This window comes from Plantactinospora sp. B6F1 (genome assembly GCF_040120695.1).
Lineage (GTDB): Bacteria > Actinomycetota > Actinomycetes > Mycobacteriales > Micromonosporaceae > Plantactinospora.
The window spans coordinates 1-15623 of record NZ_JBEEAC010000038.1; the positions used below are offsets into that span (position 1 = coordinate 1).

At 72.6% G+C, this 15623-nt stretch carries 15 protein-coding genes; 8 read left to right on the forward strand and 7 right to left on the reverse strand.

Annotated features, from left to right (window positions below; genetic code table 11):
* Positions 1–177 precede the first annotated feature (177 nt).
* Complete coding sequence (locus ABNF97_RS29580) at positions 178–957, forward strand: HAD-IIA family hydrolase (RefSeq protein WP_130460459.1); 780 nt, start codon at positions 178–180, stop codon at positions 955–957.
* 91 nt (positions 958–1048) lie between these two features.
* On the opposite strand, the gene ABNF97_RS29585 is transcribed toward ABNF97_RS29580, so the two are convergent.
* Entirely contained in the window at positions 1049–1840 is a 792-nt protein-coding gene (locus ABNF97_RS29585; protein ID WP_130460458.1) for an Rv1486c family protein, read from the reverse strand.
* A gap of 99 nt (positions 1841–1939) precedes the next feature.
* On the opposite strand from ABNF97_RS29585, the gene ABNF97_RS29590 reads away from it, so the two are divergent.
* The gene (locus ABNF97_RS29590) at positions 1940–2758 is read left to right on the forward strand and encodes a DUF3097 domain-containing protein (RefSeq protein WP_349340535.1); all 819 of its coding nucleotides are present in this window, start codon (positions 1940–1942) and stop codon (positions 2756–2758) included.
* 93 nt (positions 2759–2851) lie between these two features.
* On the opposite strand, the gene ABNF97_RS29595 is transcribed toward ABNF97_RS29590, so the two are convergent.
* Positions 2852–4225: a serine hydrolase domain-containing protein gene (locus ABNF97_RS29595; RefSeq protein WP_349340536.1), complete on the reverse strand. Its 1374-nt coding sequence runs from the start codon at positions 4223–4225 to the stop codon at positions 2852–2854.
* Positions 4226–4465: 240 nt separating this feature from the next.
* Here ABNF97_RS29595 and ABNF97_RS29600 point away from each other — a divergent pair, with 240 nt between their 5' ends.
* The 3 genes from ABNF97_RS29600 (at position 4466) to ABNF97_RS29610 (ending at position 7105) form a co-directional block, all read left to right on the forward strand.
* Positions 4466–4936: an NfeD family protein gene (locus ABNF97_RS29600; RefSeq protein WP_130460455.1), complete on the forward strand. Its 471-nt coding sequence runs from the start codon at positions 4466–4468 to the stop codon at positions 4934–4936.
* A 7-nt stretch (positions 4937–4943) separates the two neighbouring features.
* Positions 4944–6056 carry an SPFH domain-containing protein gene (locus tag ABNF97_RS29605; protein WP_349340537.1) on the forward strand — a complete coding sequence of 371 codons (1113 nt, stop codon included), beginning with the start codon at positions 4944–4946 and terminating at the stop codon, positions 6054–6056.
* Between the two features lie 227 nt (positions 6057–6283).
* The gene (locus tag ABNF97_RS29610) at positions 6284–7105 is read left to right on the forward strand and encodes a hypothetical protein (RefSeq protein WP_349340538.1); all 822 of its coding nucleotides are present in this window, start codon (positions 6284–6286) and stop codon (positions 7103–7105) included.
* A 51-nt stretch (positions 7106–7156) separates the two neighbouring features.
* Here ABNF97_RS29610 and ABNF97_RS29615 read toward each other — a convergent pair whose 3' ends face one another.
* From ABNF97_RS29615 to ABNF97_RS29625, 3 genes are read right to left on the reverse strand one after another with little or no spacing between them, the layout of a single operon-like run.
* Entirely contained in the window at positions 7157–7618 is a 462-nt protein-coding gene (locus tag ABNF97_RS29615) for an SRPBCC family protein (protein WP_349340539.1), read from the reverse strand.
* Complete coding sequence (locus tag ABNF97_RS29620; protein WP_349340540.1) at positions 7615–8043, reverse strand: ArsR/SmtB family transcription factor; 429 nt, start codon at positions 8041–8043, stop codon at positions 7615–7617. Before ABNF97_RS29620 ends, ABNF97_RS29615 begins: the two co-directional genes overlap by 4 nt.
* Positions 8036–8413 (reverse strand): glyoxalase superfamily protein, encoded by a 378-nt coding sequence (locus ABNF97_RS29625; protein WP_349340541.1) that lies wholly within the window; start codon positions 8411–8413, stop codon positions 8036–8038. Before ABNF97_RS29625 ends, ABNF97_RS29620 begins: the two co-directional genes overlap by 8 nt.
* Before the next feature lie 125 nt (positions 8414–8538).
* On the opposite strand from ABNF97_RS29625, the gene ABNF97_RS29630 reads away from it, so the two are divergent.
* The 3 genes from ABNF97_RS29630 to ABNF97_RS29640 all read left to right on the forward strand — a co-directional run bounded on the left by ABNF97_RS29630 (position 8539) and on the right by ABNF97_RS29640 (position 12680).
* On the forward strand, positions 8539–9372 hold the full coding sequence (locus ABNF97_RS29630; RefSeq protein ID WP_349340562.1) for a TrmH family RNA methyltransferase: 834 nt from the start codon (positions 8539–8541) through the stop codon (positions 9370–9372).
* A gap of 28 nt (positions 9373–9400) precedes the next feature.
* Positions 9401–10852, forward strand: a complete 1452-nt coding sequence (gene argG, locus ABNF97_RS29635) for an argininosuccinate synthase (RefSeq protein ID WP_130460449.1) — start codon at positions 9401–9403, stop codon at positions 10850–10852.
* A 154-nt stretch (positions 10853–11006) separates the two neighbouring features.
* Positions 11007–12680, forward strand: a complete 1674-nt coding sequence (locus ABNF97_RS29640; RefSeq protein WP_349340542.1) for a PucR family transcriptional regulator — start codon at positions 11007–11009, stop codon at positions 12678–12680.
* A 72-nt stretch (positions 12681–12752) separates the two neighbouring features.
* Here ABNF97_RS29640 and ABNF97_RS29645 read toward each other — a convergent pair whose 3' ends face one another.
* A complete protein-coding gene (locus ABNF97_RS29645; protein WP_349340543.1) occupies positions 12753–14102 on the reverse strand; it encodes a MurL-like N-terminal domain-containing in 1350 nt (449 codons plus the stop codon).
* Positions 14103–14258: 156 nt separating this feature from the next.
* A complete protein-coding gene (locus ABNF97_RS29650; protein ID WP_130460446.1) occupies positions 14259–15611 on the reverse strand; it encodes an acyltransferase family protein in 1353 nt (450 codons plus the stop codon).
* Between the last annotated feature and the right edge of the window lie 12 nt (positions 15612–15623).

The window sequence follows — 15623 nt, forward strand, 5'->3', positions numbered from 1 at the left end:
GACGGCACCACACCGTACCGCGCACGCTCTCTCACAACCCGGACACGCTGCCACCGGTCACCCTCATCACCAACCCGCCGCGCCGAAACCCACCCACGATCACCGACGTGCGGAAAGCGGGGCTAGGAGGGCCATGAACGAGACCAGCCCGTACGCCGCCCGCGGCGGAGGCTCGGCGTGACCGATCGCAAGCCGGTGGAAAGCTGGCTCACCGACATGGACGGGGTACTGGTGCACGAGGGGCAGCCGGTGCCCGGCGCGCCCGAATTCGTCCGGGCACTGGGTGCCTCGGGCAAGCCGTTCCTGATCCTCACCAACAACTCGATCTACACCGCCCGGGACCTCCAGGCCCGGCTGAACCGGATGGGGTTCGACGTCCCCGAGCGCGCCATCTGGACCGCCGCGCTGGCCACCGCGCAGTTCCTGGCCGACCAGCGGCCCGGCGGTACCGCGTACGTGATCGGGGAGGCCGGGCTGACCACCGCGATGCACGCCGTCGGGTACGTGCTGACCGACTTCGCCCCCGACTACGTGGTGTTGGGCGAGACCCGGACGTACAGCTTCGAGGCGATCACCAAGGCGGTCCGGCTGATCGACGGTGGAGCCCGGTTCATCTGCACCAATCCGGACCCGACCGGCCCGTCCGCCGAGGGCGCCCTGCCGGCCGCCGGCTCGGTGGCGGCGATGATCTCGAAGGCGACCGGGGTGGCGCCGTACTTCGTCGGGAAGCCGAATCCGATGATGATGCGGTCGGCGCTGAACACCATCGACGCGCACTCGGAGACGACCGCGATGATCGGTGACCGGATGGACACCGACATCCTCTGCGGGCTGGAGGCGGGGTTGCAGACCGTGCTGGTGCTGACCGGGATCAGCACCCGGGCCGAGGCCGAGCGCTATCCGTACCTGCCGTCCCGGATCGTCGACTCGGTGGCCGACCTGATCGACGAGATCTGAGTCGTCCCGGCCGGAGCTGAGTCGTCCGGGCAGGATTCTGAGTCGTCCCGGCCGGAGCTGAGTCGTCCCGGCCGGGCGGCAGCGACCGGGGTCAGGCCGAGAGCGGGGCGTTGCAGGCGGCCACGACCGCCCGGCGGCAGGCGGCGGTGAGCGGGCGCAGTGCGGCGTCGCGCTGCTGTGCCTCGTGGCCGTTGACCGAACCGCCGGGTGCGGCGTGCTCGGCCAGCGCGAGCACCTGGTCCAGCACGCTGGCCCGGGCGAACAGCCGGCGCGAGCGCGGGTCGAAGCCGGGCGGCAGGTCCATTCCGCTGTCCGGGCGGCGCAGGGCGGCGAGCGCGCCGGCCAGCTCGGGACGCCACTGCGCGACGTCGAGCCGGGTCAGTGCGGCGGTCGCCTCGGCCAGGGTCACCGCCAGCTCGGCCTCGGCCTCGGCGGCACCGGGACTGCCGAGCGAGGCGGCCGGAGCGGTCTCCGGCAGCGGATGGACCCGCCAGAGCACCGTCTCGAACGTCACGCCGGACCCGCTGGTGTGCGTGCGTACCTCGGGGATCACGCCCAGGCCGCGGGCCACCACGGCCTCGCCGGCCAGCAGGGCCGCCGAGGCGAACGGACCGGGGCCGGGCAGGCCGCGCGGATCGCCGGGGGCGGGCAGCACCAGCCGGATCTCGTCGGGCGAGAGTTTGGAGAAGGCGGAGAGCGCGTCGCGCAGCGGTATGTCGGTCCAGGCACCGGGTGCGTCGGCGACGAGGTGCTCCTCGCCGCCGGCGATCTCGTCGGCGATCTCGTCGTACGGCACCAGCCCGGCGCGCCATGCGCGTACCCAGGCCACAAAACGGCTGGACCGGCGCGCCACGAGAGTCGCCGCGCCCGTTGCGGGGGACATGCGGCTAGGGTACGTGCTTCCCGTGTCGGCTGTCTCGGGTGCGGGCAGGGCGGCGCGTCAACTCCGGTCGGTGGCCGACGGCGGTTACCGTCGCCTCCCATGGGGAGGATGTACGGCGACGACGTGCTCGCCGGGGACTGGCGGCGGCGCCGGGTGGTGCCCGAGGTGCCGGCCGAGGCCGATCTGGTGGTCGAGGACGCCGATTCGGGGTTTTGCGGCGCGGTGGTGGGTTTCGAGTCCGGTGCGGTGGTGCTGGAGGACCGGCACGGCCGGCGGCGGAACTTTCCGTTGCTGCCGGCGGCGTTCCTGCTCGACGGGAAGCCGGTGACGCTGCGCCGGCCGGCACCGTCGGCGGCACCGGCGCCGCGCCGACGGACCGCCTCCGGATCGGTCGCGGTGGCCGGAGTACCCGCCCGGGTGGCCCAGGCCAGCCGGATCTGGGTGGAGGGTGTGCACGACGCGGCGCTGGTGGAGCGGATCTGGGGCGACGACCTGCGGATCGAGGGCGTGGTGGTGGAGCCGCTGGACGGCATCGACGCGCTCGCGTCCCGGGTCCGGGAGTTCGGCCCGGGGCCGGGGCGGCGGCTCGGGGTCCTCGTCGACCACCTGGTGCCCGGTTCGAAGGAGAGCCGGATCGTCGCGGCGGTCACCTCGCCGGACGTCCTGGTCACCGGCCACCCGTACGTCGACGTGTGGCAGGCGGTGAAGCCGTCGGCGCTCGGCATCCGGGCGTGGCCGGTGGTGCCGCCGGGACGGCCGTGGAAGGAGGGCGTCTGTGCCGCCCTCGGGGTTGCCGAGCCGGCCGAGATGTGGCGGCGGATCCTCGCCCGGGTCGACAGCTTCCACGACGTCGAGACACCGTTGATCAACGCGATGGAACGGCTCATCGACTTCGTCACGGTCCCGTCCGGGCCCTGACCGGCGCGGTTCGGCCTCGACGACCACCACGCGGTCGGCGTCGACCCGGTACGAATGCTCCGGCGACGCCGTTGTCGCGGGCGGGTCGTCGTCTCAGCCGAGCCGGTCGGGGTCGCGGGTGAAGACGAAGGTGGCGATGTCCAGGGCGGTGACCGCACCGGTAGGGTCGCGCCGGACGGCGAGGATCTCACCGTTGTTCATGCCGGAGCGGCCCCGCCAGCGGCCGGCGGCGTCCCGGCCGAACCGCCAGGGCGGGACGGTGCCGGCCAGCAGTTGGCGCACGACCAGTTCCTCGGCGGTCGGCTCCCAGGAGACCTCGAACTCTCGGCCCATCCACCACCAGCGGCCGGTCAGCTCGGCGACCTCCGCGTCCGGCGGCGCGGTCGCCGGGCGCCAGGGCTGGACCGGCGTGGGTTCGGCGTCGAGCACCGTGGAGAGCACCTGTCGGCCGAGCGCCGGCAGCGACGCGGCGCGCAGCCCGTACGCGTTGGCGAAGCCGACCACGCCGGTGCCGGAGGGCCGGTGCACCGAGAACGTGGCCACGTAGCCGGGCATCGAACCGCCGTGCCCGACGTACACCCGGTCGCCGACCCGGTGCAGTTCCACGCCGAGTCCGTAGCCGGCGGTCCACACGTCCGGGTCGGCCATCGCCACCGGGACGCACATTTCCGCCGCGCTGTCCGGACCGAGCACCTGCGGATCCGGGGCGGCGAGGAAACCCGCCCAGCGGGCGAGATCGGTCAGGCTGGCCCAGAGCTGCCCGGCCGGCGCCATCGCCCCGGTGTCGGTACGCGGCTCCTCGCGCAGCGTCCCGTGCCATGGATGTACGACGTAGCCGCGGGCGTACGGTTCGGTGGCCTGGTAGGAGGTGCGGGTCATCCCCAGTGGATCGAGCAGCCGGGACCGGACGAGCTTCCACCATGACTCCCCGGTGACCCGCTCCAGCACCGTCCCGAGCAGCCCGTACGCCAGGTTGGAGTAGTGGAAGGCGCGGTGCGGCGGAAATGCCAGTTTGTCGCCGGTGAGACCGGCGAGCAGGGTGTCCGGGTCGACACCGGTGGAGCGTTCCCACCACTCGCCGTCCGGTTCGCGTTGCAACCCGGCGACGTGGCCGAGGAGTTGACGCAGCCGGACGGCGCCGAGCGGGTTGCCGGGCAGGTGCCGGTGCAGCGGATCGTCGAGATCGAGCAGCCCCTCGTCGCGCTGCCGCAGCAGCAGTACCGCGGTCATCGTCTTGGTGATCGAGCCGATCCGGTACTGGAGGTCCGGATCCGGCGGCGGCGTCTCGCCGGCCGTGGCGACGTGCACGAGCCCGCCGTCCTGCCCGGGCGCGGCGGCGGACGGGGTCCGGAGCACCCCGAGGATCAGCGACGGCGCCCGGCCGGATGCCTGGGCCTGGGCGACGAGCGTGTCGATCCGGCTGGTGGTCTGCGGCGATAGGCCGGACTCCGGCGGCTGGGGGACCACGGGCTGCCTCCTCGGGCTCGAGTGCCGGAACCGGACTGGCTTGTCTGAACGGGCTGGATCATCCTAGCCAGGACCGGACACCGGAAAACCGGACCGATCATCCGAACCGGACCGTCCGGGGTGTAAACAGGATCGAATCGGGTGGCCGGACGACGCCCGGCCGGCGGATCTCGACAGGAGATCTTACGTAGGTCGATCGTGAGTTCGCCGGTAGCCGCCCGGACGTGCCAGGATCGATGTGTGGAGTCGCTCCTGTGGATCGTATTGGGCGTCGTGCTGGTCGTTGCGGAGATCTTCACGACGACCCTCTTCCTCGTCATGTTCGGAGTCGGGGCGTTCGCCGCGGCCGGCGCTGCCGCCCTCGGCGCCCCGCTGGAGCTCCAGGCGGTGGTCTTCGCCGGCGTCTCGGCGCTGACCGTGGCCGTCGCCCGACCCGTGATGAGGCGGCATCGCGCGGCCGAACTGTCCGGGGAGGAGCAGCCGTTCGGGGTCCGGGCGATCACCGGGAGCAGCGCGCTGGTGCTGGAGCAGGTGGACGCCGACAGTGGCGTGGTCAAGATCGACGGGGAGATCTGGACCGCCCGCTCGTACGACGCCAGCCAGGTGATCGAGCCCGGCACCCGGGTACGGGTGATCGAGGTCAAGGGCGTGACCGCACTGGTCTGGCGGGATGAGTTCACAATTGATGAGCAACCCGAAATAAAGAGGTGAGCGCGACGTGGATACGGTGATCGGTCTGCTGTTGGCCGCCGTGGCCCTGATCACGGTGGTGACCCTGGTGCGTGCGGTACGGATCGTGCCGCAGCAGCGGGAGGACGTTGTCGAGCGGCTGGGCCGGTACAAGCGCACCCTCAACCCGGGCCTCAACCTGTTGGTGCCGTTCGTCGACGCGGTACGCACCAAGGTCGACATGCGGGAGCAGGTGGTCAGCTTCCCGCCGCAGCCCGTGATCACCTCGGACAACCTGGTCGTCTCGATCGACACGGTGCTCTACTTCAAGGTCGTCGACTCGGTGAAGGCGACCTACGAGATCTCGAACTTCCTCCAGGCCATCGAGCAGTTGACGGTCACCACCCTGCGGAACGTCATCGGCTCGCTCGACCTGGAGCGGGCGCTGACCAGCCGCGAGGAGATCAACCGGCACCTCTCCGGGGTACTCGACGAGACGACCGGACGGTGGGGCATCAAGGTGACCCGGGTGGAGATCAAGGCGATCGAGCCGCCGCCGAGCATCCGGGACTCGATGGAGAAGCAGATGCGCGCCGAGCGGGACCGCCGGGCCGCGATCCTCAACGCCGAGGGGCACAAGCAGTCGCAGATCCTCTCCGCCGAGGGTGAGAAGCAGGCCGCAGTGCTCCGCGCCGACGGTGACCGGCAGGCCCGGATCCTCCAGGCGGAGGGGCAGGCGAAGGCGATCCGTACCGTCTTCGACGCGATCCACCAGGCGAATCCGAGCCAGAAGGTGCTGGCCTACCAGTACCTCCAGGCGCTGCCGCAGATCGCCAACGGGACCGCCAACAAGGTGTGGATCGTTCCGGCCGAGTTGAACAAGGCGCTCGAGGGGCTGGGCGGCGCGCTGGGCGGACTCGGCCAGATGGTCGGCGACGAACCCCGGGCGAGCGTCGACGCGAGCGCCGTCGAGCGCGAGGCGGCGGAGGCGGCCCAGGCCGCGGCCGAGGCGGCCCAGGAGGTCAACGCCGAGGTACGCGCCGCCGAGGCGCAGGTGTCGTCCCGACCTGCCGGTCCGCAGCAGTTGCCCGCGCCGGAGCCGGTCCCGCCGACCGACCTGGTCGACAACTCCACTGTGGACAAGCATCCCGAGCGGGGCTGACCGGCCCGCCCGGCCCATTCCGGCAAAGCGTCCGCGCGGCGCCCCGGCACCTGACACGATCGGTCTAGCGACGGGTGGTGTGAAGGAGCGGGGCGTCGAAGCGGATCGCGCCCGCGCCCGCCCGCGCAGTACGTTGAGCGAGGTGACGGCGTGTGATCCACCCCTCGAATCCGGAAAATCCCCCCTCGAACCCCCAGCGTGATTCCGCGCGCCCCGGGGCGGTGACGGTGCCGAAGAGGACATCCGGCACCGCACCGGGCAGCGGCGGCGGGGTGTATCCGGTCTCCGGGCGCTGGCCCTACGGCGGCTTCGGGTTCCTGCCGTTCGTGGTGGAGCGCGGCGCCAGCGAACCGGCCAGTGACGCGAGCTGGGCCTGGTCGCTGCGCCGGCTCGCCCGGCTCGCCGTCTGGTCACTGCCCGGCTATGCCATTGTGTACGGTTCGGTGACCCTGGTCGGTGCCGGGAACGCGCCGTTCCTCACCCAGCAGCGTCCGGCCCACCTGCTCGGCTGGATCGGTGCGCTCTGGCTCGGCCTGCTCGCCCTGATGGCGCTGGCCAGCCTGCTGGTGACCACCCGGACCCGGGGCGTCGGCACCGCCGGTCTGCTGGTCGCGGTCGCCGGGACGATGCTGGTACTCCCGTTCGGCGGACTGCCGGACTCCACGGCGGCGTTCGGCCGGGCTGGCCAGGTCATCGCGGTCAGCGGCGGCGTGCTCTACTCCCTCGGCTGGTGGCTGACGGGTCTGGCGCTGTACCGCTCCGGAGTCTTCAGCCAGTCCGACGGCGTACTGCTGATGATCGCGGCTCCGCTGCTCGGCGTCGGCGGGATGCTGGCCTCGGCCCTGCACGCCCTCGGTGCGATGTTCGTGCTCGCCGCCGGCATCGGGATCGCCTGGCGGGCCCGGCTGCTGGTGCCGCCGGTCGGCCGGGCCGCGCTGACCCGTCCCGGCACGGCCGGGGCGGTGGCGGCGAGCGTCTCCGGCGGTCTCGGCGTCGCTCCGGCAGGTGGTGGGCTGGGCCCCGCCACGACCGGCCCAGCCCCCTCCTGATCGTCCCCGTTCCGTCCGGTCCCGGTCGGACCGTCCGCCCGCCGGAGGGCGCTACCGCCCCGGGTCGCCCTCCGGCGGGCCGTCCTGTTCGACCAGTACCTCCGCGATGCGGCGGAAGACCATGCTTCGCCAACCACCGCTCATGATGGTGAAGGCGCGCTGCTGGACCGGGTCGTCGGGGTCGAAACCGGCGTGTTCGACGAAGAGCCGGGTGCCCCGCCCCTCGGCGGCGAGCGTCCAGGTGACGGTGGTCTCCAGGCGGCCACCGCTCCAGGAGAGCCGCAGCCGGTGCTCCGGCTCGACCTCCAGGACCTCGCAGTGCACCACGCCGTCGAAGTCCTCGTCGGGCCGGGCCGTGGTCTGGAAGGTGAACCGGTGTCCCGGTACCGGCTTGAAGTCGTTCGGCATCAACCACCGGGCCAGCAGCTCGGGCTCGGTGAGGGCCCGCCAGACCCGTCCGGGTGGATGCGCGAGAAACTGGTCGGCCCGGATCACGCCGCGTTCGGTCGTCATCGTTGTCCCTCCTGTCGGCCGGAATCCCGGCGCTGTTCGGCTGTTGCGGCCACGGCGTCCGACCGGCCGGCGCGACCGGCGGCATGGCGTGGGCGGTCGGTGTCCTCGTCGGCGTCGATCGCGTCGAGTAGGTCGCGGAGCCCGGCGAGCTTCTCCCGCCAGAACCGCTCGTACGGGGTGAGCCACTCGGCGACGTCGCGCAGTGGCTCCGGACGCAGCGAGTAGAGCCGCTGCCGGCCGGCCCGGTGCTCGACCACCAGGCCGGCGTCCTTGAGTACCCGCAGGTGTTCGGAGAGGCTCGGCCGGCGCATGTCGAAGTGGTCGGCCAACTCCTGCACCGGCCGCTCGCCCCGGTCCAGCAGCAGGCCGAGTAGTTGCCGCCGGGTCGGGTTGGCGACCGCGGTGAAGACGTCGACGTCAGGCACGGCCGGCCGTCGCCTGGAGCACGATGCCGTTGCCGTCCGGGTCGTCGAAGGTGACGAATCGGCCCCAGGGCGCTTCCTGGACGCCGCCGGACATCGGCACGCCGCGGCGGGTCAGCTCGGCGACGTCGCCGTCGAGGTCGTCGGTCTCCAGCACCAGTCCCTTGACCGAGCCGGGCGGCATGGTGTCGAACCAGGTGACCAGGGTGATCGAGGTCCCGGCACCCTTCGGGCCGACCTGCACCCAGCGCTGGTCCGGCCCCGTCCGGTTGTCGCCGAGCAACTCGAAGCCGAGGGTGTCGACGTAGAAGTCCCGGGCCCGGTCCTGGTCGGTCACCGGCAGTGAGAGCAACTGGATCTGCGTGATAGCCATGCGGACGACAATAGGTAGGCAATGTCCTACCAGTCAAGCGTAGGAAATCTCCTACCTGTCGAGCCCGATCGGGTGGCGGAGCGGGGGACCGGGAGAATCGGCACGTGTCCGACGCGCCCACCATCGTGCCTGCCGAAGTGATCACCGACCCGGAAGATCCCCGGATCGCCGACTATCGGGCCCTCACCGACGTCGAGCTGCGTACCCGGTGGGAGCCGCCGAACGGGCTCTTCATCGCCGAGGGCGAACTCGTGCTGCGCCGGGCGGTCCGGGCCGGCTACCGGCCGCGTTCCTTCCTGGTCGACGCGAAACGGGTCGACCAGCTCGGTGACCTGGCCGCCGGCAACGGTGCCGGCGGGACGCCCGCACCCGTCTACGCCGCCAGCCCGGCCGTGCTGGAGCGGGTCACCGGCTTCCACGTGCACCGGGGCGTACTCGGCTCGTTCCACCGACGCGCGCTGCCGACCGTGCCGGAGGTGCTCCGGGAGGCCCGCCGGGTGGTGGTGTTGGAGGACGTCAACAACCACACCAACCTCGGGGCGATCTTCAGGGGCGCCGCCGCGCTCGGGGTGGACGCCGTCCTGCTCTCGCCCACCTGCGCCGACCCGCTCTACCGGCGCAGCGTCCGGGTCAGTATGGGCGAGGTCTTCGCGGTGCCGTACGCGAGGTTCGACAGCTGGCCCGCAGGTCTGGACCGGGTCCGGGAGGCCGGCTTCGCCGTGCTCGCCATGACGCCGGCGCCGGACGCCGTACCGATCCAGCGGTTGACTCCGGCCCAGCGCGAGCGGGCGGCACTGCTGCTGGGGGCCGAGGGTCCCGGCCTCACCGCTGGAGCCCAGTCGGCCAGCGACGTCCGGGTGGTCGTCCCGATGCGGCGCGGAGTGGACTCGTTGAACGTCGCCGCCGCTGCGGCGGTGGCGTTCTGGGAGCTGGGACGTGACGATCCGCCGTTTGCATGATGATGCGACCTAATGCATAATCTTCCCTGTGTCCAAGGTTCTCACCTCCCTGCCCATCGGCGAACGTGTCGGCATCGCCTTCTCCGGCGGCCTCGACACCTCGGTCGCGGTCGCGTGGATGCGCGACAAGGGCGCCGTCCCCTGCGCCTACACGGCCGACATCGGCCAGTACGACGAGCCCGACATCGCCTCGGTACCCGGTCGCGCCCTGAGCTACGGCGCCGAGCTCGGTCGCCTGGTCGACTGCCGTGCCGCCCTGGTGGAGGAGGGACTGGCGGCGTTGACCTGCGGCGCCTTCCACATCCGCTCGGGCGGGCGGATGTACTTCAACACCACCCCGCTGGGCCGGGCCGTGACCGGGACCCTGCTGGTGCGGGCGATGATCTCCGACGACGTCCAGATCTGGGGCGACGGCTCGACCTTCAAGGGCAACGACATCGAGCGCTTCTACCGGTACGGGCTGCTGGCCAACCCGCAGCTGCGCATCTACAAGCCCTGGCTCGACACCGACTTCGTCACCGAACTGGGCGGGCGTAGGGAGATGTCGGAGTGGCTGTCCGAGCGCGGGCTGCCGTACCGGGACAGCACCGAGAAGGCGTACTCCACCGACGCCAACATCTGGGGCGCCACGCACGAGGCGAAGACCCTCGAGCACCTCGACAACGGTATCGAGACCGTCAACCCGATCATGGGAGTCCGGTTCTGGGACCTGTCGGTGGAGATCCCGACCGAGGACGTCACGATCGGCTTCGACCAGGGCCGCCCGGTGACGATCAACGGCAAGGAGTTCGGCAGCCCCGTCGAACTGGTGCTGGAGGCGAACGCCATCGGCGGCCGGCACGGCCTGGGCATGTCGGACCAGATCGAGAACCGGATCATCGAGGCCAAGAGCCGGGGCATCTACGAGGCACCCGGGATGGCGCTGCTGCACGCCGCGTACGAACGGCTGGTCAACGCGATCCACAACGAGGACACCCTGGCGAACTACCACAACGAGGGCCGCCGCCTCGGCCGGCTGATGTACGAGGGGCGCTGGCTGGACCCGCAGGCCCTGATGCTGCGCGAGTCGCTGCAGCGCTGGGTCGGCACCGCGATCACCGGCGAGGTGACGTTGCGGCTGCGCCGGGGCGAGGACTACTCGATCCTGGACACCACCGGCCCGGCGTTCAGCTATCACCCGGACAAGCTGTCGATGGAGCGTACCGAGGACTCGGCGTTCGGCCCGGCGGACCGGATCGGCCAACTCACCATGCGCAACCTGGACATCGCCGACTCGCGGGCGAAGCTGGAGCAGTACGCCACCCTCGGCATGGTCGGCGGCGCGACCCCGCAGCGGGTGGTCGGTGCCGCGCAGGCGGCGTCGACCGGGCTGATCGGTGCGATGCCGGCAGGTGGTGCGGAAGCCATCGCCTCGCGGGGGGTCTCCTCCGCCGACGACGAGGCACTCGACCGCGCCGCGATGGAGTTCGGCGTCGACTGATCTCCTGTCGGGGATCAACCGGCACCGATCCTCCAGGGGATCGGCCACGACCTGGCGAGCTGCGCCGGAGGGTTCGGCGCAGCCGTGCGGTCGCCGGCCCGGCGGTGCCGGTGGCGGCGCGGGTGGTCGCGGGTCGGGCGGTACCGTCGAGCCCGTGTTTCCCACCGTGCGCGAGGTGCTGGCCCTCGATCCGGTCCGGCACGGCGGCCCCCGGGTGGTCGCCGGCGCGGCCGGGCTGGACCGGCGCGTACGGTGGGTGCACGCCGCCGAGGTGCCGGACATCGCGGCCCTGCTCAGCGGCGGTGAACTGGTGCTCACCACCGGCATCGGCCTGCCCGGCGACGACGCCGGGCTGCGCGCCTTCATCGACGAGCTGGCCGATGTCGGGGTCTCCGGACTCCTGGTCGAACTCGGCCGGCGCTATCCGGCCGCGGTACCCCGGGCGATGGTCACCGCGGCCGAGCGCCGGAACCTGCCGCTGGTCGAACTCTGCCGGGTGACGCCGTTCGTCCCGATCACCGAGGCGGTGCACGGGCTGATTCTCGACGCCCAACTCGCCGAGTTGCGGGCGACCGAGGAGATCCACCAGCGGTTCACCGAACTCTCCGTCGAGGGCGCCGAGCCGGCCGAGGTGGTCCGGCAGGCCGCCGTACTGGCCGGCTGCCCGGTGATCCTGGAGAACCTCTCCCGGCAGGTGCTGGCGTACGACCCGGCGGGGGAGAGCGCCGAGCTGCTGCTCCGCGGCTGGGAGCAGCACTCCCGGCGAATCCGCCCGACCGGCCGGACCGGCTACGACCCGGACGCCGGCTGGCTCTGCACCACGGTCGGCGCCCGGGGGCAGGACTGGGGGCGGCTGCTGCTGCGCTGGCCGAGCGGGGAGCCGCCGGTCGCCACCTCGGCCGGCCCGCCGACCCGGTTGACGATCCTGATCGAGCGGGCCGCCTCCACGCTGGCGCTGGGCCGGCTGATCCGGCGGGACGCCGAGGGGCTGGAGCGGCAGATCCACCGCACCCTGCTGACCGCGCTGCTCGACCACACCCGGCCGGTCGACGAGGTGGCGCTGCGGGCCCGCGCCCTCGGGGTACCCCTGGACCGCCGGCACCTGGTCGGGGTGGTGGTCCGGTACCGCGCCGACGAGGCGGGCGCGGCGCCGGGCGGGCAGGCCCGGCTGCGGGATCTGGCCGAGGCGGTCAGCCAGGCCCTGCGGGAGGTCGAACTGAGCGGACTGGCCAGCACCCTGGACGACCAGGCGGTCGGTGCCGTGCTGGCCCTGCGGGACCCCGGGGACGAGGAGCGCGCGCTTGTCGCGTTCGCGGCGGCCCTGGACCGGGTACGCCTGGACGCCGGCCCGGCCACGGTCCGGCCGTACGGCGTGCCGGGCGCGGTGATCGTGGCGGCCGGCTCCGGCGTGGGCACCGTACGGGAGGTCCGGCGCTCGCTGATCGAGGCCCGCCAGGTCGCCGACGCCGCCCGCCGGGGGCGACGGGACCTGCCGGTGTACCGGTTGCCCCAGGTTGGCCTGGTCGGGCTGCTGCACCTGCTCCGGGACGAGCCGAGGTTGCAGACCTTCGTCGAACGCGAACTCGGGCCGCTGCTGACCCACGACGCCGAGCATCCCCGGGAGCAGTTGCTCGGTACGTTGCGCGGCTACCTGGCCAGCGGCCGGAACAAGTCGGCCGCCGCCTCGGCGGCGCACCTGTCCCGGCCGGCCTACTACGAGCGGCTGGCCCGGATCTCCCGGATTCTCCGGGTCGACCTGGACTCGGTGGACGACTGCCTGTCGCTGCACGTCGCCCTGCTCGCCCTGGACGCCGTCCGGGACGGCTGATCCATCCGGACCGGCGCCCGGTGGCCGGACCGCCGCCCGGTCCAGCGCCGTTTCGACAGGACCGGGCCGGGCTCAGGAGATCGCGGTCAGCGCCTTGGCGTACGCCGGGGGGACGAAGTGCGGTCCGGCCGGGGTGAAGACGTCGGTGGCGTTGGCCGCCGTCCAGGCCTGCGCCGGGACGGCGTCGAGCAGCGTGCGGACCACGGCCGCGTCCCGCCAGTCCGGATGCTCGGCGACCAGGCCGAGCGCCACCACCGACTCCTCGACCTCGCCGACGCACTCGAACGGCTTGTGTGCGTCGACGCCGAGCAGTTCCAGGTAGCCGGGCGACTGGGTCGGGTCGGCCAGCAGGTCGGCGCCGAAGATCTGCACCAGCCGGGCCCGGGGCATGAACGGGGCCAGGGCCAGGAAGATGAACCGGCACTTCGGGCAGTCCCCGCACCACCGGTCGCTGGGGTCGCGCAGCTTGAACGCCGCGTTGCAGCTCGTCACCACGTCGTCGTAGCGGTCGAACTGGGCGAAGAGCCGGGCGATGTGCAGTTCGGAGAGCTGCCGCAGCAGCGAGAAGTACGGCTCGGTCAGCCCGGCGTGTCCGGCCAGCGCGGCCCGGAGCAGCCCCTCCGCCTCGACTCCCTTGGACCACTGGTGGTTGACCTGGACACCGTGCCAGACCAGGTTGGGGTCGGATGCGGAGCGCTCGTTCGACATCACCACCGGGCCCAGCCCGTGCAGTACGGCGGTGGCCACCGCGACCAGCGAGTTGATGGCGGTGACCGGGATGTGCCCGTTGCGGGCTCCGGCCGCGTTCAGCTCGATCAGCGCCGGGTCGAGCCGCCGCCGGGCGGCCAGCGGGGTCAGCCCGGAGGCCTCGTCGACGCTGGCGATGATGTGGTTCGGGTTGACCGAGAAGGGCACCGGGTCGAAGCCGGCCCGGCGTAGCGCCTCCAGGGTGACGATGGAGTCCTTGCCGCCACCCACGGTGGAGAGCGGCCGGCGGTCCGAGTTGTCCCAGCCGACCGGTTCGGCGCTCCGCCCCGGTGGCAGCTCGGGGGTCAGGTCCAGCACGTGCGGCAGGTCGTTGCGGTAGGCGTACTCGGCGAGTCCGGCGGTGTAGACGGCGGTGACCAGCGCGACCGCCTGCTCGCCCAGCGGTGCCGGCAGGACCAGCCTGGGCGGTGCGGCGGCCTTGTAGTAGCTCACCCCGGCGACCAGGTGCAGCAGCTCCAGCACCCGACCGAAGGTGGCCAGGGCCTTCGGTGACGGCGGTGCCTCCGGCCGGGGGAAGCTGATCCGCTCGGTGAACCGCAGCTCGCCGTCCGGGCCGGTCAGCGCGTATTCGAGGGCGGCCTGGCCGGTGGCCGGGTCGAAGGAGTGGGCCGGAAAGGAGAAGGCGGCCATCCGCCGGAGCTGTCCGTTGGGCACAGGCAATAGTATTCCGCCCCGGCCGGCGGCATCCCGCTGTCCGGTGGCTCGGCGGGCTGGCGGGTGGCCGGGCGGGCTGGCGGGGAGGGCGGTGTCCGGCGGGGCCTGGTGTCCGGCGGGGCCCGGTGTCCGGCGGGGCGGAGGTGTGCCGGCCGGTCAGTCCGGGGCCGGGGTGGGCACCGAGCGGAGCAGCCGGAGCAGGCCGGCTCCGAGGAGATACGCGACCAGCGCGCCGGTGGGCAGGCCGAGCGGGTACTCGCCGCTCTTCGGCGCGGCGTTGTTGCTGAACAGCCCGACCACGGTCGCGGCGAAGCCGAGCACGACGAGCAGCAGCCGGGGCAGCGGGCGGGCGAGGGTGCGGCACAGTGCCGCCGGCAGCGCCCGGTGCCGGCCGTGCGGGCGGCGGGAGCCGCGCAGCTCGATCCGGCCGAAGATGGCGACCAGCACCGCCAGTACCCCGGTCAGCATGATCAGCCAGGGGATCCGCCAGAGCCACCAGGTGGTGGTGCCGACCGGCGGGGCGGGCAGGGCGCCGAGCGCGTCCAGCCCACCGGCCAGCAGGATCACGGCGGTGAGGTGCCAGAGGAAGATGGTCAGCACCACCGAGTTGACCGCGACGACCAGCATCCAGGGGTGGGTCCGGTGCAACCACCGCTCGGCCGGGGCGCGGAGCAGCATGATCAGCCCGAGCTGCGCGGTGGCCAGGGCGAGCAGGGCCAGGCTCGGCGGGGACATGTTCTGGATCCGCTGGTCCGGTTGGTTGATCATGCTGGTCGGGTACGGGCCGACCAGGGTCAGCAGCAGCAGCGCGGTCAGCCCGACCGCGAGCAGCGGCCCGCCCACCCGGGGACGCATCGGCAGGTGCCCGGTCCGCCAGGCGAACCCGACCTGGTGCATGGCGAGCCAGCCGAACAGGAAGTTCCCGTATCCCAGCCGGCTCTCGCCGAGCAGCCGGGCCAGGTCACCGAGGGCGGTCAGTCCGAGCAGTACCACCGGCACGACCAGGCCGTACCGTCGGTGCAGGGCGTACGTGACCGGGGTAAGCAGCACCACGCAGAGGTATGCGGACAGGAACCAGAGCGGTACGGTGGCGTACCAGACGACCTCGCGGACCTGGGACGGGCCGCCGCCGAGCAGCCGGGCGGCCAGCGCGGCGAGGGCGAGCAGCACCAGCAGCACGGTGGTGGGCCGGAGCAGCCGTCCGCTGCGGTCCCGCAACCAGGCAGCGGCGTCGCCGCCCTGCTGTCGGTGGCTGGCCAGCGAGGCGGCGTTGGCGTAGCCGCCGACCAGGAAGAACAGTGGCATGACCTGGAAAAGCCAGGTGCCCGGATGGGCCCACCCGATGTCCTCAAGGGCGTTGTGGCCGCGCAACTGTCCGTCGTCGCCCTCGATTACGGCGATCAGCCAGTGACCGAGCACCACCAGGGCGATCGCCGTCGCGCGGAGCAGGTCGACGTAGCGCTCCCGCCGGGCTGGCGTGCGGTCGGCGACCTCCCGCAGGCGGCGCATGTGGCCAGGCTA